At 71.8% G+C, this 18,657-nt stretch carries 16 protein-coding genes; 9 read left to right on the top strand and 7 right to left on the bottom strand.

Annotated features, from left to right (window positions below):
* The 3 genes from DQW85_RS13945 to pdhA all read right to left on the bottom strand — a co-directional run.
* A partial coding sequence (locus DQW85_RS13945; RefSeq protein WP_205315110.1) for a biotin/lipoyl-containing protein occupies positions 1-802 on the bottom strand: 802 nt, incomplete at its 3' end.
* Positions 803-817: 15 nt separating this feature from the next.
* Entirely contained in the window at positions 818-1,798 is a 981-nt protein-coding gene (locus tag DQW85_RS13940) for an alpha-ketoacid dehydrogenase subunit beta (RefSeq protein ID WP_113700739.1), read from the bottom strand.
* A complete protein-coding gene (gene pdhA, locus DQW85_RS13935) occupies positions 1,795-2,886 on the bottom strand; it encodes a pyruvate dehydrogenase (acetyl-transferring) E1 component subunit alpha (protein WP_113700738.1) in 1,092 nt (363 codons plus the stop codon). The genes DQW85_RS13940 and pdhA overlap by 4 nt, the downstream gene beginning before the upstream one ends.
* Positions 2,887-3,134: 248 nt before the next feature.
* Between pdhA and purS the strand changes: the two genes are divergently transcribed.
* From purS to DQW85_RS13900, 7 genes are all read left to right on the top strand, one after another.
* Positions 3,135-3,380, top strand: a complete 246-nt coding sequence (purS, locus tag DQW85_RS13930; RefSeq protein ID WP_205315109.1) for a phosphoribosylformylglycinamidine synthase subunit PurS — start codon at positions 3,135-3,137, stop codon at positions 3,378-3,380.
* A 222-nt stretch (positions 3,381-3,602) separates the two neighbouring features.
* Positions 3,603-3,989: an ATP-binding protein gene (locus DQW85_RS13925; protein WP_113700737.1), complete on the top strand. Its 387-nt coding sequence runs from the start codon at positions 3,603-3,605 to the stop codon at positions 3,987-3,989.
* Between the two features lie 142 nt (positions 3,990-4,131).
* Positions 4,132-4,815 (top strand): phosphoribosylformylglycinamidine synthase subunit PurQ, encoded by a 684-nt coding sequence (gene purQ, locus DQW85_RS13920; protein ID WP_113700736.1) that lies wholly within the window; start codon positions 4,132-4,134, stop codon positions 4,813-4,815.
* On the top strand, positions 4,812-7,064 hold the full coding sequence (gene purL / locus DQW85_RS13915) for a phosphoribosylformylglycinamidine synthase subunit PurL (RefSeq protein WP_113700735.1): 2,253 nt from the start codon (positions 4,812-4,814) through the stop codon (positions 7,062-7,064). Before purQ ends, purL begins: the two co-directional genes overlap by 4 nt.
* 162 nt (positions 7,065-7,226) lie before the next feature.
* Complete coding sequence (locus tag DQW85_RS13910; RefSeq protein WP_240197162.1) at positions 7,227-9,245, top strand: adenylate/guanylate cyclase domain-containing protein; 2,019 nt, start codon at positions 7,227-7,229, stop codon at positions 9,243-9,245.
* Positions 9,246-9,332: 87 nt separating this feature from the next.
* Entirely contained in the window at positions 9,333-9,995 is a 663-nt protein-coding gene (locus DQW85_RS13905) for a Crp/Fnr family transcriptional regulator (protein WP_113700734.1), read from the top strand.
* Positions 9,996-10,019: 24 nt separating this feature from the next.
* A complete protein-coding gene (locus tag DQW85_RS13900; RefSeq protein ID WP_240197161.1) occupies positions 10,020-11,483 on the top strand; it encodes an MFS transporter in 1,464 nt (487 codons plus the stop codon).
* Positions 11,484-11,487: 4 nt separating this feature from the next.
* On the opposite strand, the gene DQW85_RS13895 is transcribed toward DQW85_RS13900, so the two are convergent.
* Positions 11,488-12,153: a TetR/AcrR family transcriptional regulator gene (locus DQW85_RS13895; protein ID WP_113700733.1), complete on the bottom strand. Its 666-nt coding sequence runs from the start codon at positions 12,151-12,153 to the stop codon at positions 11,488-11,490.
* A 69-nt stretch (positions 12,154-12,222) separates the two neighbouring features.
* Here DQW85_RS13895 and DQW85_RS13890 point away from each other — a divergent pair, with 69 nt between their 5' ends.
* Entirely contained in the window at positions 12,223-13,650 is a 1,428-nt protein-coding gene (locus DQW85_RS13890; protein WP_113700732.1) for an MFS transporter, read from the top strand.
* Here DQW85_RS13890 and DQW85_RS13885 read toward each other — a convergent pair.
* Positions 13,614-15,491 carry an ABC transporter ATP-binding protein gene (locus tag DQW85_RS13885; RefSeq protein WP_113700731.1) on the bottom strand — a complete coding sequence of 626 codons (1,878 nt, stop codon included), beginning with the start codon at positions 15,489-15,491 and terminating at the stop codon, positions 13,614-13,616. The genes DQW85_RS13890 and DQW85_RS13885 overlap by 37 nt on opposite strands.
* Before the next feature lie 53 nt (positions 15,492-15,544).
* Complete coding sequence (locus DQW85_RS13880) at positions 15,545-17,611, bottom strand: PhoX family protein (protein WP_240197160.1); 2,067 nt, start codon at positions 17,609-17,611, stop codon at positions 15,545-15,547.
* A 133-nt stretch (positions 17,612-17,744) separates the two neighbouring features.
* Between DQW85_RS13880 and DQW85_RS13875 the strand changes: the two genes are divergently transcribed.
* The gene (locus tag DQW85_RS13875) at positions 17,745-18,185 is read left to right on the top strand and encodes a sterol carrier family protein (protein WP_113700730.1); all 441 of its coding nucleotides are present in this window, start codon (positions 17,745-17,747) and stop codon (positions 18,183-18,185) included.
* On the opposite strand, the gene DQW85_RS13870 is transcribed toward DQW85_RS13875, so the two are convergent.
* Positions 18,182-18,657 (bottom strand): DUF4190 domain-containing protein (locus DQW85_RS13870; RefSeq protein ID WP_162794966.1); only part of this gene is annotated, 476 nt, incomplete at its 5' end. The two genes, DQW85_RS13875 and DQW85_RS13870, sit on opposite strands and share 4 nt — an antisense overlap.

The raw sequence follows: 18,657 nt of genomic DNA, 5'->3' as shown, positions 1-18,657 counted from the left end.
CCTCGCCCGGCGCCGGGCGGGTGGCCTGGGCGGCCGTGCGCACGTCGTCGCGGGTGATCGAGCCCTCGGGACCCGTCCCGGCCACCGTGGTGAGGTCCACGCCGAGGTCCTTGGCCAGCTTGCGCACGGGCGGCTTGGCCAGCACGGACACGCGGGCCGGGGTCGCGGCGGGCGGGCCGCCGAGGGTGTCGAGCTCGACCCGTGACGGGTTGGCGACCGGGTGCGCCGGGATCGTCGGCACCTGCGCGGGCCTGGCCGCCTCACCCTGGCCCGCCTGGACTCCCTGAGCCGCCTCACCCTGGCCCGCCTGGGCAGCCGTGCCTCGGGAGCCCTGGGAGGCGGGTCCGGACGGGGCCCGCTTGCGGGGACGGCGCTTGGTGGCGCCGACCTTGACGCCGTAGCCGACCAGGACCGCCTGGCGCTCCTCCTTGGGGGCCGGACCCGCGGTCGCCCCCTCGGCGGGCGGGCTCGGCACCATGTCGTCGGCCAGGGCCTCGCCCCGGCCAGGCGCGCCGGGCGTACCGGAGGCAGCGTCGGGAGAGGGACCGGGAGAGGGGCCGTCCTCGGCCGTGTCGACCGCGATGATCGGCACGCCCACGTCGATCGTGTCGCCTTCGCCGGCCATCAGCCCGGCGACCACCCCGTCCCACGGGATGGGCAGCTCGACGATGGACTTGGCCGTCTCGATCTCGACGACGATCTGGTTGACCTTGACCGCGTCGCCCTCCTTGACGTGCCAGCGGACGATCTCCGCCTCGGTCAGCCCTTCCCCGACGTCGGGGAGCTTGAACTCACGTCGCATGAAACGAGCCCCCTCTCAGTAGCCGAAGGCGCGGTCGACGGCGTCGAGCACCCTGTCCAGGTCGGGCAGGTAGTGCTCCTCCAGCTTCGACGGGGGGTACGGCGTGGAGAAGCCGCCGACCCGCAGCACCGGCGACTCCAGGCTGTAGAAGCACTGCTCGGTGATCCGCGCGGCCAGCTCGGCGCCGAAGCCGCTGTTGACGGGGGCCTCGTGCACCACCACGACCCGGCCCGTACGGCGGGCGGAGTCCATGACGAGCGGCGCGTCGAGCGGGTTGAGCGAGCGCAGGTCGATGACCTCCAGGGAGCGCCCGTCGTCCTCGGCGGCCGTCGCGGCCTCCAGGCAGGTCTTGACCATGGGGCCGTAGGCGATCAGCGTGGCGTCGGTGCCCGGTCGCACCACATTGCCCTTGTCGAGAGGGGTCCACCAGTCGGTGGAGGTGGTGTCGACGTCGGCCTTCTCCCAGTAGCGGCGCTTCGGCTCGAAGAAGATCACCGGGTCGTCGCTCCGGATGGCCTGCTGGATCATCGTGTAGGCGTCGGCCGGGTTGGAGCAGGCCACCACGCGCAGCCCGGCGGTGTGGGTGAAGTATGCCTCGGGCGACTCGCTGTGGTGCTCGACCGCGCCGATGCCGCCGCCGCAGGGGATGCGCACGACCACGGGCAGCCTGATCGCGCCCAGCGACCGCATCGGCATCTTGGCGAGCTGGGTGATGATCTGGTCGGCGGCCGGGAAGACGAAGCCGTCGAACTGGATCTCGCACACCGGCCGGTAGCCGCGCAGCGCCAGGCCGATCGCGGTGCCGACGATGCCCGACTCGGCGAGCGGGGTGTCGATGACCCGGTCCTCGCCGAAGTCCTTCTGCAGGCCGTCGGTGACGCGGAAGACGCCGCCGAGCTTGCCGACGTCCTCGCCCATGATGAGGACCTTGGAGTCGTCCTCCATCGCCTTGCGCATGCCCTCGTTGAGCGCCTTGGAGAGGCTGAACACGGTCATCGTTCGAAGCCCTCCAGGTAGGTGGCGAACTGGGCGCGCTCCTCGTCGATCAGGGGGTGCGGCCCGGTGTAGACGTGGTCGAAGATGTCGAGCGGCCCGGGGTCGGGCATCGCCAGGCAGCGCCTGCGCAGGTCGGCGCCGAGCCGGTCGGCCTCGGCCTCGACCGAGTCGAAGAACTCCTGGTCGGCGAGCTCGTTCTTGAACAGGTAGGACTTGACCCGCTCGATCGGGTCCTTGAGCTTCCACGCCTCCAGCTCGCTGGCGACCCGGTAGCGGGTGGGGTCGTCGGTGGTGGTGTGGGCGCCCATGCGGTAGGTGAACGCCTCGATCAGCGTGGGGCCCTGGCCCTCGCGGGCGTTCTTGAGCGCCTGCCGGGTGACCGCGAGGCAGGCGAACACGTCGTTGCCGTCGACCCGGATGCCCGGGAAGCCGAAGCCGGAGGCCCGCCGGTAGAGGGGGATGCGGGTCTGCTTCTCCAGCGGCTCGGAGATGGCCCACTGGTTGTTCTGGCAGAAGAACACGATCGGGGCGTTGAACACGCTGGCCCAGATGAACGACTCGTTCACGTCGCCCTGCGAGGTGGCGCCGTCGCCGAAGTAGGCGATGGCGGCCGCGGTGGCGTCGTCGCGCTGGATGCCCATGGCGTAGCCGACCGCGTGGAGGGTCTGGCTGCCGATGACGATCGTGTAGAGGTGGAAGTTGTGCTCCCGCGGGTCCCAGCCGCCGTGGTTGACGCCGCGGAACAGCCCGAGCAGCTTCACCGGGTCGACGTCGCGGCACCAGGCCACGCCGTGCTCCCGGTAGGTGGGGAAGGCCATGTCGGCGTCGGTCAGCGCGCGGCCGGAGCCGATCTGCGCCGCCTCCTGGCCGAGCAGCGAGGCCCAGATGCCGAGCTCGCCCTGCCGCTGCAGGGCCACGGCCTCCAGGTCGATGCGCCTGACGAGGACCAGGTCGCGGTAGAGGGACCTGACCTCTTCCGGCCCGAGGTCGATGTCGTAGTCGGGGTGCTCGACCCGCTCTCCTTCCGGGGTGAGCAGCTGGACGAGCTCCGGGGGTGCTTCGGCACCACGAGAGGCGTCGACGGTCACGTGCCACTCCTGTGCGGTCAGGGCCGGTCTAGATGGGGTTACCACCTCATGCCGGCCTGCTGGGCGTCGGACCATGTGATGGTGGTTCGTACGCGTTTGGGGACATCGTGGCAGACGTCACAGCCCTCCGCGCAAGCCCCATGCCCTCCCCGTTCCCGTTGTGCCGACGGCCACACGCACCGGTAGGCTGGCTTTCCCAACCCCCGCCATGTCCAGGCCCTGTCCGGGCTCTAACCAGGAGGAACGCAGTGGCGCGCGTCATCGTGGACGTCATGCTGAAGCCCGAGATCCTCGACCCGCAGGGTCAGGCGATCGCCCGCGCGCTGCCCAGGCTGGGCTTCTCCGGGGTGTCGGAGGTGCGGCAGGGCAAGCGCTTCGAGATCGAGCTGGACGGCCCGGCCGATGAGGCGGCGGTTTCGGATGTCCGAAAAATGGCCGAGACGCTGCTGGCCAACACGGTGATCGAGGACTACAGCGTCCGGATTGAGGGCTAGTTCGGCACGTTTCGCCCCTGGGATTCCCCCAAGTGGCTTAAAGCCGGGTTCCGGCGTGCCACAATGCCACGCGCGTGCCAACACTAAATAACAACAACGTGATTTTGCGGTTAGCCCCGATTTCACGGGGAAACCTACTCCAGGTGACATTCCGGAGCCCGGAGGAGTCCGGTGGACATTGAGTTCTCGTTGGCGCTGCCTCGGGATGCTATCGGCATACCGATGGTCAGGCGAGTGCTCGGCGATGCCATGAGGTCGCTCAACGTGAGCGAGACCTGCATCTCCGACATGCTGCTCGCCGTCTCCGAGGCGTGCTCCAACGCGGTGCGGCACGGGGGTCCCGCCAACCGCTACGAAGTGACGGCGTCGATCGGATACGGCCGCTGCGACGTGCGCGTGGCCGACAGTGGAGGTGGTCTGCCGTCGATGCCGCTGCGGTTTCCACCCGCCGACACCGAGAACGGCCGCGGCCTGCTGATCATGCGGTCCGTGGTCGACGAGATCTCCTTCGGCATCACCCCCGGCCGTGGCACCACGGTCCACCTGCGCAAGCAGCTCGCCTGGGACGACGAGGCCGACGCCCGTCCCCGCCAGCTCGCCGCGGTCTGACGGCCCTGCGCCCGGCGGCCCGACACGCGCCCCCGCGCATGCCCGTCGAGGAACATCCGGCCGCACCCGATAACCTGGGACTACCGCCCCCGTCCACCCCGAGACGACGGTGGCGTGCGCATCCTCGAAGGGGACGACTGTCATGAGCGCTGCCCGTGTGGGCATTGTCACGTTTCCAGGCACACTCGACGACCAGGACGCCGCCAGAGCCGTGCGTCTCGTGGGCGCCCAGGCGGTCCCGCTGTGGCACGCCGACCACGACCTCAAGGGGGTCGACGCGGTGTTCCTGCCGGGCGGCTTCTCCTACGGCGACTACCTGAGATGCGGCGCCATCTCGCGGTTCGCGCCGCTGATGCAGGAGCTCGTCCCGGCGGCACGGGCCGGGCTGCCCGTCCTGGGCACGTGCAACGGGTTCCAGATCCTGTGCGAGGCGCACCTGCTGCCGGGGGCGCTGACCCGCAACGCCTCGCTCCACTACGTCTGCCGTGACCAGCGGGTCCGCATCGAGCAGACCGGCACGCCCTGGACCGGCTCGTTCTCACCCGGCCAGGAGATCGTGCTGCCGGTCAAGCACGGCGAGGGCCGCTACGTGGCCTCGGCCGAGACGCTCGCCGCGCTCGAGTCCGCCGGCCAGGTGGTGGTGCGCTACCTGGACGGCAATCCCAACGGGTCGATGAACGACATCGCGGGCATCCGCAACGAGGCGGGCAACGTGGTCGGCCTCATGCCGCATCCCGAGCACGCGGTCGAGGAACTGGTCGGCGCGCCGAGCACCGACGGCCTCGGCTTCTTCGCCTCCATCCTCAAGAAGCTGGTGAACGCATGAGCGCCGACTCCGTCAAGAGGGCCGAGAGCACACCGGACGAGCCGATGCCGTTCGCCGAGCTCGGGATGAAGCAGGACGAGTACGACCGGGTCAAGGAGATCCTCGGCCGCCGTCCCACGGGCTCCGAGCTGGCCATCTACAGCGTGATGTGGTCCGAGCACTGCTCGTACAAGTCGTCCAAGGTGCATCTGCGGCAGTTCGCCACCAAGGCCCCGAAGTCCGAAGCGCTGCTCGTCGGCATGGGCGAGAACGCCGGCGTGGTCGACATCGGCGACGGCTGGGCCGCCACCTTCAAGATCGAGTCGCACAACCACCCGTCCTACGTGGAGCCGCACCAGGGGGCCGCCACCGGCGTCGGCGGCATCGTGCGCGACATCATGTCGATGGGCGCCCGCCCGGTCGCCGTGATGGACTCCCTGCGCTTCGGCGGTGCAGACGCCGTCGACACCCGGCGCGTGCTGCCCGGCGTGGTCGAGGGCATCAGCCACTACGGCAACTGCCTGGGCCTGCCCAACATCGGCGGCGAGGTCGTCTTCGACCCCTGCTACATCGGCAACCCGCTGGTCAACGCGCTCTGCGTGGGCCTGCTGCGCAAGGACCAGATCAAGCTGGCCACCGCGCCCGGCCCCGGCAACAAGGTGGTGCTGTTCGGCGCCTCCACCGGCCCCGACGGCATCGGCGGCGCGTCCGTGCTGGCCAGCGCCACCTTCGAGGAGGAGTCACACGCCAAGCGGCCCGCCGTGCAGGTGGGCGACCCGTTCATGGAGAAGCTGCTCATCGAGTGCTGCCTGGAGCTCTACGCGGCCGACGTCGTCGTGGGCATCCAGGACCTGGGCGCGGCCGGCGTCTCGTGCGCCACCACCGAGCTGGCCGCCAAGGGCACCGGAGGCATGCGCGTCGACCTCAACCTGGTGCCGCTCCGCGACCCCTCGCTCAGGCCCGAGGAGATCCTCATGAGCGAGTCGCAGGAGCGCATGATGGCGGTCGTCCGCCCGAGCGACATCCCCGCGTTCATGGCGATCTGCCAGAAGTGGGACGTCCCGGCCACCGTCATCGGCGAGGTCACCGACACCGGGCGGCTGGTGATGACGTGGGACGGCGAGGTCATCGTCGACATCCCGCCGGGCACCGCCGCCGACGAGGGGCCGGTCTACGAGCGCCCCTACCACGAGCCCGCCGGCCAGGCCGCGCTCAACGCCGACACCCCCGACAGGCTGGAGCGGCCCGCCGACCTGCGCGCCACCCTGCTGCGGCTGCTCGGCTCGCCCAACCTGGCCTCCAGGGAGTGGGTGACCTCTCAGTACGACCGCTACGTCCGCTCCAACACCGTGCTGGCGCAGCCCGCCGACGCGGGCATGCTGCGCGTTTCCGAGGTCATGGCGGGGGCGGAGCCGACGACCAGGGGCATCGCGCTGGCCACCGACGGCAACGGCCGCTACGCCCGGCTCGACCCGTACACGGGCGCGCAGCTCGCGCTGGCCGAGGCCTACCGCAACGTCGCCGTGACCGGCGCCAGGCCGCTGGCCGTGACCAACTGCCTCAACTTCGGCTCCCCGGAGGACCCCGAGGTCATGTGGCAGTTCGCCGAGGCCGTGCGCGGCCTGGCCGACGCCTGCCGCACGCTCGGCGTCCCCGTCACGGGCGGCAACGTCTCCTTCTACAACCAGACCGGCGCCACCGCCGTCCACCCCACCCCCGTGGTGGGCGTGCTGGGCGTGATCGACGACGTGGCCAGGCGCGTCCGCACCGGCTTCACCGCCGGGGGCCTGCGCGTCGCGCTGCTCGGCGAGACGCGCGAGGAGTTCGGCGGCTCGGAGTGGGCCCACGTCGTCCACGGCCACCTCGGCGGCCTGCCGCCGCAGGCCCACCTGGAGGCGGAGCGGGCCCTGGCCGCCGTCCTGGTCGAGGCGGCCGGGCGCGGCCTCGTCGAGGGCTCCCACGACCTGTCCGACGGCGGCCTGGCCGTCGCGCTGGCCGAGTCGTGCCTGGCGCGCGGCATCGGGGCCACGGTGACGCTCACCGGCGACCCCTTCACGGCCCTGTTCAGCGAGTCGTCGGCCAGGGCGCTGGTGGCGGTCAGGCCCGGGGCGTTCGACGAGCTGGCCGCGCTCTGCGCCGAGCACGAGGTGCCCTGCTACGGCCTCGGCACGACGGGCGGCTCGTCGCTGGTCGTGGAGGGCGCGCTGGAGGTGCCGGTCTCCGAGCTGCGCGAGACGCACACGGCCACGCTGCCCGCCCTGTTCGGCTGAGCCGGGCGCGAGACCCGGCCGCGAGGGCCGGTACGGTGTGCCGTACCGGCCCGGCCGCCCCCGTCCATGCGCAAGACTTGTGCGTAAAACGACGCATTGGCGCGCCACATCGGCCGGGGATAATCGGGGATGTTCGGCGGCGACGTTCGACGGAGGATGACCTTGCCGACGGAAAGCCCCTACCTCCCTCCAGCCACGCAACCGGTACGCGGCGTCGTCTGGGCCATCCACCTGGCACTGCCCCTGATCGGGCTCTGGCTGCTGCTGGCCCGGCCGCAGCTCAACATCGAGTGGCACCACAACCCCAGCCACTTCTGGATGATCATCACGGTGGCCGGGATCAACGTGGTGCTCGGCACGCTGATCAGCGAGGCCTCCCGCAGGCGGCAGGACGCCAGGCTGTTCCTGGTCTCGATGGTGTTCCTGGCCAGTGCCGGGTTCTTCTTCCTGCACGGGCTGGCCACGCCGCAGGTCATCCTGCCCACCGGCTCGGTGGGGTTCGACCTCGGGCAGCAGGTCGGGCTCACGATCGCGGCCGGGTTCGCGGCGGCCTCGGCGCTCTCGCTGGGCGAGCGGGCGGCGGCGGCCGTGCTGGCCTACCAGCACCTGATCCGGGGCGTGCTGTTCGGGTTCATGATCCTTTGGGGGCTGGCCTCGCTCATCGACGGGCTGACGCCGCTCAGCCGGCCGCCGCTGCGCGAATACAGCCCGCTGGTGGCCTGGGGCGCGCTCCCCGGTCTGGGCCTCTACGTCGTGTCGGCCGTGATGATGTTCATGCTGCACCGGCGGCGGCCGTCGGCCATGCTGATCAGCCTGATCACGGCGTACGCGCTGCTCGCCGAGTCCATGGTGGCCGGGATGTCGCAGCTCAACTGGCACCTGACGTGGTGGCTGTGGCACGTCCTGCTGACGTTCGCGTTCGTGTTCGTCGCCTACAGCGCCTACATCGAGTTCAGGCGCGAGGGGTCCAGCGCGGGCCTGTTCGACTCGGTGGCCCTGTCGGCGACCGTGGCCCGCATCCAGCGTCAGTACGACGAGGTGCTGGAGGAGCTGGTCGAGCACGTACGGCGGGGCGAACCGCTGGCCGCGACCAGGCTGTCGGGCAAGTTCCGGCTCAACGAGGGCCAGGCGGCGGTGCTCGACCGGGCGGGCGCGGCCCTGGCCAGCGAGCGTGAGCTCTCCGAACGCCTGGCGGCCATGGTCTACGTGAGCGCGCAGACCCGCGTCGGCCTGCCCGAGACCGAGCTGCTGGCCGGCGCGCTCGAACGGGTGCGCCAGGCGTTCGGCGACGTGCGGATCGGGCTGGTGTCCGGAGGCAGGACCCACATCGGCTCCCGCGAGTACGCGTTCGACGGAGACGCGCCCGTCAGGCACGGCGAGCTGCTCGCCTTCCCCTTGACGGTCAAGGGCCGCCTGGCGGGGGCGCTGGAGGTGCCGGTCGGCCGCACCGCGCAGGACGAGGCGCTGGCCGCCACGCTCGCCGGGCAACTGTCGATCTCGCTCGAGAACGCCCGCCTCTACCAGGAGCTCGACACGCTCTTCCGGCAGTACATGTCGCCCGACGTGGCCCAGGCCCTGCTGGCCGATCCCACGCAGGCGGCGCTCGGCGGCCAGCTCAAGGAGCTGACCGCGCTCTTCGCCGACCTCAAGGGCTTCACCACCTTCTCCGAGCGGGTCACGCCCGGCGAGATCGTGGAGATGCTCAACCGCTACCACACGGCCGCGGTGCCCTGCATCCTCGACAACGGCGGCACGATCGTGCAGTTCGTGGGCGACGCGATGCTGGCCCTGTTCAACGCTCCGGCCTCGCAGCAGGACCACGCCAGGGCGGCCTGCCGGGCCGCGCTGGCGATGCAGCGGGCCGCCGCGGAGGTGGCCGAGGAGGCCGCCCGGAACCGGGTGGACAAGGTGGAGTGGCCGATGTTCCGGGTGGGGGTCAACACCGGTCCGGCCCTCGTGGGCAACATCGGCAGCCCCCGGCTGCGCGGCTTCAACGCGATGGGCGACTGCGTGAACGTGGCCGCCCGGCTCCAGTCGCTCGCCGAGCCCGGCACCGTGGTGATCGGGGAGACGACGCTCAGGCAGCTCGGCCGCGGGACCAAGGCGACCCCCCTCGGGAAGCTCTCGCTGAAGGGCAAGGAGGAGCGGGTGGCCGCGTACGTACTGGCCGCTCTGGAGTAGGGCGGGCCGTGGAAAGGGTTCTGGTGGAAAAGGTTCTGGCCGCCATGAGATAGAACGCGGCCCGCCGTAACCGCCATAATCGGGCGCATGAACCCTGAGGCCGGCGAGTTCCTCTCCATGCTGACCCCCGACGAGGTCGAGGCGCTGCGCGCCGCGGGCAGGCCGCGGCGCTGGGAACGCGGCACGACCGTGATGACCGAGGGCGACACGTCCGACTGGGTGCTCGTGCTGACGGAGGGCCGGGTCAAGGTGTCGTCGCACACCAGCAGCGGCACCGAGGTGGTGCTCGCCGTGCGCGGGCCGGGCGGGCTGCTGGGCGAGATGTCGGCCATCGACGGCTCCCCGCGCTCGGCCACCGTGACCGCGCTGGAGCCCATCGCCGGCGTCGTGGTCCGCGACTTCCCCGCGTTCCTGCAGAACCACGGGCGGGTCGCCGTGCTGCTCATGCGGCTCGTCACCGGGCGGCTGCGCGACGCCGACCGCAAGCGCATCGAGTACGGCGCGTTCGACACGACCGGCAGGGTGGCGACCCGGCTGCTGGAGCTGGCCGAGCGCTACGGCGAGAAGACCAACGGCGGGGTGCGCGTGACGCTGCCGCTCTCGCAGGACGAGCTGGCCGGCTGGACCGGCGCCTCGCGCGAGGCGGTGAGCAAGGCCCTGCGGACGCTGCGTGACCGGGGGCTCATCGAGACCGGCCGGCGGCGCGTGGTGATCCACGACATGGAGGGGCTGCGCAAGCGCGCCCGGTGAGCCCCGCCCCTCCGCGTACGTACGATGTACGTCATAGTGGAGGGCATGGTCGCGGTCTCCCCCGAATACCGCAGCCGGCTGCGCTACGCCTGGCGGGTGTGCTCCGTCACCAGCCTCGGTCTGGTCCTCATCGGCATCGCGGGCAGCACGCTGAACGTCGCGCTACCCGCGGTGGTGCGCCACTTCGACGCCGACCCGTTCCAGTCGGGCTGGATCCTGCTGTCGTTCCTGCTGGTGAACACGGCGAGCCTGGTCTTCTTCGGGCGGGTGGCCGACCTGCTGGGGCGGCGCGAGGTCTACCTGGCGGGGTTCGCGCTGTTCACCGTGGCGTCGCTGCTGGCCGGGCTGTCGCCGGACGTGTGGTTCCTGGTGGCGATGCGCGTGGTGCAGGCTGCCGGCGCGGCGATGATCCTGGCCAACGGCACGGTCATCATCACCGACGCCTTCCCCCCGGAGCGGCTCAGCCAGGGCATGGGCGTCTACATCGGCACCCTGTCGGTCGCGCAGCTGGCGGGGCCCACGATCGGCGGTCTGATCGCCGAGACCGCGGGCTGGCAGTGGATCTTCTGGGTGAACGTGCCGGCCGGGCTGGTGGCGCTCGTCTGGGGCGCGATCACCTTGCGGAAGGTGCCGAAGGCTCCGAAGGAGCCGGTGGACGCGCTGGGCAACGCGCTGGTGTTCGCGGCGCTGTCGGCGCTGCTGATCACGCTGTCCGAGACCGGCTCGCGCGGGCTGTCGAGCCCGGTGGCGATCGCCGGGGCGGCGGTGTTCGCGGCACTGGTGCCGCTCATCGTGCTGGTGGAGCGGCGGGCCTCGCACCCGGTGCTCGACGCCCGGCTGATCGGCGGGCGGATGCCCGCCCTGGCCAACCTGGCGTCGTTCTGCAACGCGCTGGCGCGCGCCTCGCTGATCCTGATCGCGGCACTGTACTTCCAGGCGGCGCGGGGCGAGGACGCCTTCACGGCCGGGCTCAGCGTGCTCCCGGTGCCGGTGGGCATGGCCCTCGCCTCGCCTGTCGCGGGCGCGCTCGGGCGCCGGGTCTCGCCGTACGCGCTTTCGGTCGGGGGCTCGCTGCTGAGCGCCGCCGGGCTGGGCGTCCTGCTGCTGGCGGTCGGGCCCCGCACGCCGTACTGGGTCGTGGGCGTGGGGCTCTTCGTGGCGGGCTGCGGCAGCGGCACGTTCCTCACCGGCAACACCACGCAGGTCATGCGCGCGCTGCCGGGCGGGGGCCTGGGCGTGGTGAACGGCTTGCGGCTGATGGTGATGAACGTGGGCATCGTGCTCAGCGTCGGCCTGTCGCTCAGCGTGCTGGCCGCGTCCGTGGGACCGAAGCTCGGGGCCCAGGTGTACGCGGGGACGCTCTCCACGCTGTCGCCGGTGGCGGTGGAGCAGTTGATGGACGGATTCCGGCGGACGTACGCGGTGCTGTGCGCGGTCGCCCTGGCCGGCGCGGTCCTGGCCGTCCTCGCCCGCCCCGGCCGCCGGTGAGGTGTCACGGGGCGCGACGGCAGGCCGCGAGGGTCTCGATGCCGCTGAGGATCAGATCGACGCCGAAGGTGTCGTAGAAGCCGGCGTCCATGCCCGCGACGATGGGCCCCGCCATCTCCACGAGGTGCGGGTAGCGGTCGGCGGGCAGCGACTGGAGGGCCACGCGCTTGAGCCGGACGATCTCCTCCATCTCCTCCGGGGTGTGGCGGGACCGGAGGTGCACGGGAGCGTCGGCGATGCTGATCGCGCTCTGCAGGAGGTACCTGGAGATGAGACAGCTCTCCTCGACGCCGAACCCGGCCCCGCGGGCCAGCCCGAGCGCGTGGTCCCAGACGGCCAGGAAGGCGGGGACCGAGGCCTGGTCGACCTGCTCCAGCACGGTCCGGGCGCACGGGTGGGTGCGCAGCACGCGGATCAGACCCTCGATCAGGTCGCGTAGCCGTTCGCGCCACGGCCGGTCGTCGGCTGCCCGCCCCGGCGCGAACCCGCCGACGAGGTGGTCGGCCATGCCGGCGAGCAACTGCTCCTTGTTCTTGAAGTGCCAGTAGAGGGCCATCGGGGTCACACCCAGGTCCCCCGCCAGTCGCCGGATCGTCACGGCGTCGAGGCCCTCGGCGTCGCCGACCTCCAGCGCCCTCCGCACGATCGCGTCCGCCGTCAGTTTTCCCATCACGGTTGACAACTATACGGCGTACAAGTTCAACTATACAGCGTACAAGTACGACGTACAGGAGGGGCTGTGGACCGGAAGTGGTGGGCGCTGGGCGCGGTGACGCTCGGGACGCTGATGACCTACCTCGACAACAACGTGGCGAACGTCGCGCTGCCGACGATCCAGCGGGAGCTGGGGCTGACGATCTCGGGTCTGGAATGGATCGTGAGCGGCTACATCCTCGTGTTCGCGGGCCTGATGCTGGCGGGCGGCCGGCTGGCCGACGTCTTCGGCGCCAGGCGGGTGTTCACGACCGGGGTGCTGATCTTCACCGGCGCGTCGCTGGCCGCGGGGCTCGCGACCGGCGGGGCGATGCTCATCGCGGCGCGGGCCGTACAGGGGGTGGGCGCGGCCATGCTCACCCCGACGGCGCTGTCGCTGATCACCCAGATCTTCCCCGACCCCGATGAACGCGGGCGGGCCGTCGGCGTCTGGGGCGCGACGGGCGCGCTGTCCATGGCGCTCGGCCCCGTGACCGGCGGTTTCATCAGCGAGCACCTGCACTGGGGCTGGATCTACCTGATCAACGTGCCGCTGGGCGTGGTGACGGCCGGGCTGGCGCTCTGGGCCGTCAGGCCCGCCTCGGTCCGCGTACGGCACAGCCTCGACCTGCCGGGGCTGGCCACGTCCGCCGTGGCGCTGTTCGCCCTGACGTACGCGCTGATCGAGGGGGAGGCGGCCGGTTGGACCTCACCCGGGATCCTGACCGCGTTCGGCGTCTCGGCGCTGGCCGCCGCCGCCTTCGTGCTGGTCGAGACCCGGGCCGCCGAACCGATGATCGACCTGTCGCTCTTCCGGTCCCGGGTGTTCACCGGGGGCGTGCTGACCAACGGCATCTGGTCGTTCGGCGTGTTCGGCATCTACTTCTTCAGCGCGCTGTGGCTGCAGAACGTGCTCGGCTTCTCCCCGACCGAGGCCGGGGGCGCGTTCGTGCCGATGGCCGTGCTGATGGCGCTGGTCGCGATCTCGTCGCAGCGGATCACCCGGCTGTTCGGCATCGCCGCCACCGTGGCCGCCGGGATGGCGCTCATGGCCATCTCGATCTTCATGCTGTCCCGGGTGGGGGCCGGCGGCGGGTACGGCGACGTGCTGCCCTGGTTCCTGGCGTACGGGCTGGGCGCGGGCCTGCTGGTGCCGCTGACCGCGGCCATGCTCGACGGGATGCCCGCGGGCAGGTCCGGGGTGGCCTCGGGGGTGCTGAACGTGTCGCGCGAGGTGTTCGGGCTGCTCGGCATCACGGTCCTCGGCGCGCTGCTGACCTCCCGGCAGGGCGGGAGCGACCTGCCCCCGCTGGCCGCCTTCCTCGACGCCTACCAGTTCACCCTCGTGATCGCGGCGGCGGTCGTGCTGGTGGGCGTCCCGGCCGGCCTGTACGCGCTGCGCGCCCGCCGCACCCCCGATGACCGGCCGCCGGTGCCTCAGGCGGCCTCGGCCACCGCCGGCTCGGCGAACTGAGTGGTGTGGAGCTCCTCGTAACGGCCCCCCGCGGCGAGGAGCTCGGCGTGCGTGCCCCGCTCCACCACGCGGCCGTCCTCGATCACCAGGATGACGTCGGCGGCGCGCACGGTGGACAGCCGGTGCGCGATCACCACGGCGGTGCGCCCCTCGAGCGCCTCGCCCAGCGCCTCCTGCACGGCCGCCTCCGAGGTGGAGTCGAGCGCGGCCGTGGCCTCGTCCAGGATGACCACCCGGGGCCTGGCCAGCAGCAGGCGGGCGATGGTGAGCCGCTGCCGCTCGCCGCCGGACAGCCGGTAGCCGCGCTCCCCCACCACCGTGTCGAGCCCGTCGGGCAGCGACTCGATCAGCGTGGCGAGGCGCGCCCGGCGCAGCACCTCCCAGATCTCCTCCTCGCCCGCCTCGGGCCTGGCGAACAGCAGGTTGGCCCTGATCGTGTCGTGGAACAGGTGACCGTCCTGGGTGACCATGCCGAGCGTCTCGCGGATCGAGCCGGCGGTCAGGTCGCGCACGTCCACCCCGCCGATCCGGACGGCACCCGCGTCCACGTCGTACAGGCGGGGCAGCAACTGCGCGATCGTGGACTTGCCGGCGCCGGAGGAGCCCACCAGGGCGACCATCTGCCCTGGTTCGGCCAGGAAGGAGACGCCGTGCAGCACCTCGACGCCCCCGCGGCTGTCGAGAGCCGCCACCTCCTCCAGCGAGGCGAGCGAGACCTTGTCGGCCGAGGGGTAGGCGAAGCGCACGCCGTCGAACTCGACCGAGACGGGCCCGTCCGGCACCCGTACCGCGTCCGGCTTCTCCTTGATGAGCGGCTCGAGGTCGAGCACCTCGAAGACGCGCTCGAAGCTGACCAGCGCGCTCATCACGTCCACCCGGGCGCTCGCGAGCGCGGTCAGCGGCGAGTAGAGGCGGGTCAGCAGCAGCGCCAGCGCCACCACCGAGCCGGGCTCCAACTGCTGGCGCAGCGCGTAGAAGCCGCCCAGGCCGTAGACGAGCGCCAGGGCCAGGGCCGAGACGAGCGTCAGCGCGGTGACGAAGGCCGACTGCGCGAGGGCCGAGCGCACGCCGATGTCGCGCACCCGGCGGGCCCGCGCGGCGAACTCGGCCGACTCGTACGCGGGCCGGCCGAACAGCTTGACCAGCGTCGCGCCGGGCGCGGAGAACCGCTCGGTCATCTGGGTGCCCATGGCGGCGTTGTGGTCGGCCGCCTCGCGCCTCATCCCGGCGATCCTGACTCCGATCCGCCGCGCGGGGAGCACGAACACCGGGAGCAGCAGCAGCGCCAGGAGCGTGATCTGCCAGGAGATGCCGATCATCACGGTCAGCGCCAGCACGAGCGTCACGACGTTGCCCGCCACGCCGGACAGCGTGTCGGTGAACGCCCGCTGCGCGCCGATCACGTCGTTGTTCAACCGGCTGACCAGCGCCCCCGTGCGGGTCCTGGTGAAGAAGGCGACCGGCATGCGCTGCACGTGGTCGAAGACCGCCGTGCGCAGGTCCAGGATGAGCCCCTCGCCCAGGCTGGACGACAGCCACCGGGTCAGCAGCCCGAGCCCGGCCTCGGCGATCGCCAGCCCCGCGATCAGGACGGCGAGCCCGGCCACCACCCCGAGCGCCTCACCCCGGCCGATCGCGTCCAGCACCCTGCCGGCCAGGACGGGCGGCGCCACAGCGAGGGCCGCCATCACGACGCTCAGCAGCAGGAACACCGCCAGCCTGCCGCGGTGCGGCCGGGCGAAGCCCCAGACGCGGCGGAGCGTCGCCCTGGACACAGGACGACGCTCGCGCTGGTTGTTCATCGAATACAGCTGGTGCCACGCGGTCACTTCCATGCTCATGGCATGGAAGCGTAGAAACTCAAGCTAACTTGAGGTCAACTGATTTTCGCGGCTCAATCACCGATCTTCTTGCCATCGGTGTGCCACGCCACCGCCACCGACGGTCGGGGCTGGGCGCCGTCGGGCCAGCGGCTGGCCGGGCTGTCGGGGGTCGCCCCGTCCACCTCGCCAGGGTGCTGCACCGCCACGAACACGCTGCGCCGGTCCTCGGTGACCAGCGGCCCGCAGGTCTCGGCCCCCACCGGCACCGTGAGGAACTGCCTGAGGTGGCCGCGCTCCCTGCCCCGCACCGGCATGGCGAACAGGCCGTCGTTCGTGCCGAGCGCGTTGCCGTCCGTGGAGATCCACAGGTTGCCCGCGCGGTCGAACGCCACGTTGTCCGGGCAGGAGATCGGCGAGACCTTGGTCTTGTCGTACCCGGCGAAGTAGGTGGCGGGGTCGTTCGGGTCACCGCAGACGAGCGGCAACGACCAGGCGAACGCCAGCTCCGCGGCGTCGTCGCGGCGCTCGACGATCTCCAGGACGTGGCCGTGCTTGTTGGAGGGGCGCGGGTTGGCCTCGTCCACCTGGGCGGCGGTGCGGTTGGTGTTGTTGGTCAGCGCGATGTAGACGCCGCCCGTGACGGGGTTGCGCTCCACGTCCTCCGGCCGGTCCATCTTGGTCGCGCCGACCTTGTCCGCGGCCACGCGGGTGTAGACGAGGACCTCGGCGGCGGTCATGCCGTCCACGTACGACCTGTCGCCGCTGACCAGCGGGATCCACTCGCCCGAGCCGTCGAACGCGCCGTCGGACGGCAGCTTGCCGGTGCCGTCGATCTCGGTCTTGGGGCTGTCGCCGGTGAACCTGGCCACGTACAGCGTGCCCTCGTCGAGGAGCCTGCGGTTGTGCCGGTCGAAGCCCGGGATGTAGCGGTTCTTCGAGACGAACTTGTAGACGTACTCGAAGCGTGCGTCGTCGCCCATGTAGACCACGAGGCGGCCGTCACGGGAGAGCGTCGTCGGGGCGGCCTCGTGCTTGAAGCGGCCGAGCGCGGTGCGCTTGACCGGCGTCGAGTCGGGGTCGAACGGGTCGATCTCCACGATCCACCCGAACCTGTTGACCTCGTTCGGGTGCTTGGCCAGGTCGAAGCGCTCCTCGATCCGGTCGAACCTGCGGCTGCTCGACGAGACGCCGGTCGGGATCGTGTAGCGGGAGATGTACGGCAGCTGCGGCGCGGGCACCTTGCCGCCGTTGACGAAATACTGGTCGAAGTTCTCCTCGGCGGTCAGCACCGTGCCCCAGGGCGTGGTGCCGCCGGCGCAGTTGTTCAGCATGCCCACCGGCCTCGCGCCGGCCGGGTCGGCGGCCGTCTTGAGCAGGTCGCTTCCCGCGGCCGGACCGCTGAACCTCATCGGGGTGTGCACGGTGACCCGCCGGTTGTAGCGCCTGCGGCCGCCGGTCACCAGCTTCCACTGGCCGGTGCCCCGCACCCGCTCGATCTCGACCACCGAGCCGCCGTGCGCGGCCATCGCGATCTTGATCTGCTCCTCCGTCGCCGTGCCGCCGCCCTTGTAGCCGCGGAACATCAGCGCCTCGGTCGTGTACTCGTGGTTCACCCACAGCAGCCCGCGGTCGCGCCCCATCGGGAACAGCGTCACGAAGTCGCAGTTGTAGCCGAACTGCTTGGCCTGCGCCTCGGCCGTCTGGTTGTCGAAGTCGAACGCGGGCGCGCCGGGCAGCACCGGGTCACCCCAGCGCACCACCACGGAGGAGGTGTAGCCCTCGGGCACCCGCAGCGCGTCGTCGGTGTTCGGCGGCACGGGCGTGAAGCGCAGGTCGCCGCCGCGACGGCCGAACGCCTCGGCCTCGCCGGCCTCCTCGGGCCGCACGGGGTCCGCCAGCGCCGGGACGGCACCGGCCACGCCGGAGCCCACCACCAGGGCGCCCAGGGCGCCGGCGCGCAGCATGCCCCTGCGCGACATCGCCTCGGCGACGACGTCGCCGAAATAGGTGTTGCCACTGTCGTTGCCCACCTCGTGCGCGCAGGCGTTGCCGCAGCGGAACTGGCAGGTCATCGCCGAGCGGCCGGACTTGTGGCCGGATGGGTGCGTAGTGAGCAGCGGAAGGTGCCGGTTCGCCACGGGGACTCCAAAGGGTGCGCGGTAGTTCGGCTCGGACGCTACGAGCACCGGCGGAACCGCGGGTGAACGACGCACTCCGGCACGGTGAACGCTTACCGGGAGGACCGACGCCCTTCCGGGAGACAATGGGCGGGTGCCACCACGCAGACCTGACCCGGAGAAGCTGAGGGCGGCGCTCGACGCCCAGCTCGTCGCGCTCGACGAGCCGCCCTACGACGGCCCCGCCGGCACGCTGCCGGACGCGCTGGTCTCGGCCGTCCTGACCGCCTACGACCGCGGCCTCACCCCCGAGCGCGACGCCGCCCGGCAGGCCGTGCGCCACCTGCTCGACCGGCTCGCCACGGCCGCTCCCGGTCGGACGGTCGAGGTACGCGTGCCGCCGTACGCGGCCGTCCAGGCCGTCGAGGGCCCCCGCCACACGCGCGGCACTCCCCCCAACGTCGTCGAGATGGACGCCCGCACCTGGATCGAGCTCGCGCTCGGCCGCCTCACCTGGGACGAGGCCGTGGCCAAGGGCGCCGTCTCAGCGAGCGGCGCCCGAGCCGACCTGTCCGGCCACCTGCCGCTCGGCTAGGGCCGTTCCATCCAGGGGAATCTCCGCTTGAAGCACTCGTCGGCGAGTTCGCTGGGCAGCTGGCCACACGCCTGCACCACGTTCCAGAACCACACGGCCACGATCGTGAACAGGATCAGGGCCAGCACGCTGATCACGATGCCGGCGATGGCGCGGCCCCTGCCCACGCCCTTGCTGAGGGCGACGCAGCCGAAGACGATCGACAGGATCGCGGTGAGCAGGCCGGTGAAGCAGACGAACACCAGGAACGGGCTGGCCACGCCCAGCACCAGCGACGCGGTCGCCAGGCCGTTGCCGGGCCGCGCCTGCGGTCCCTGCTGGTACGGGCCCGGCATGCCGGGAGGCGGGTAACCGGTCCCGCCCGGTCCGTAGGAGACGGGGCCGCCGCCGGGCGGGCCGCCGTACGGGCTGGAGGGCGAGGTGCCGGGCACGACCGGCCCGCCACGCGGCTCCGCGGGCTCGTAGCGGGACG

This window comes from Nonomuraea lactucae (assembly GCF_003313395.1).
Taxonomy (GTDB): Bacteria; Actinomycetota; Actinomycetes; order Streptosporangiales; family Streptosporangiaceae; genus Nonomuraea; species Nonomuraea lactucae.
This window is presented reverse-complemented; position numbering and strand designations above follow the sequence as displayed.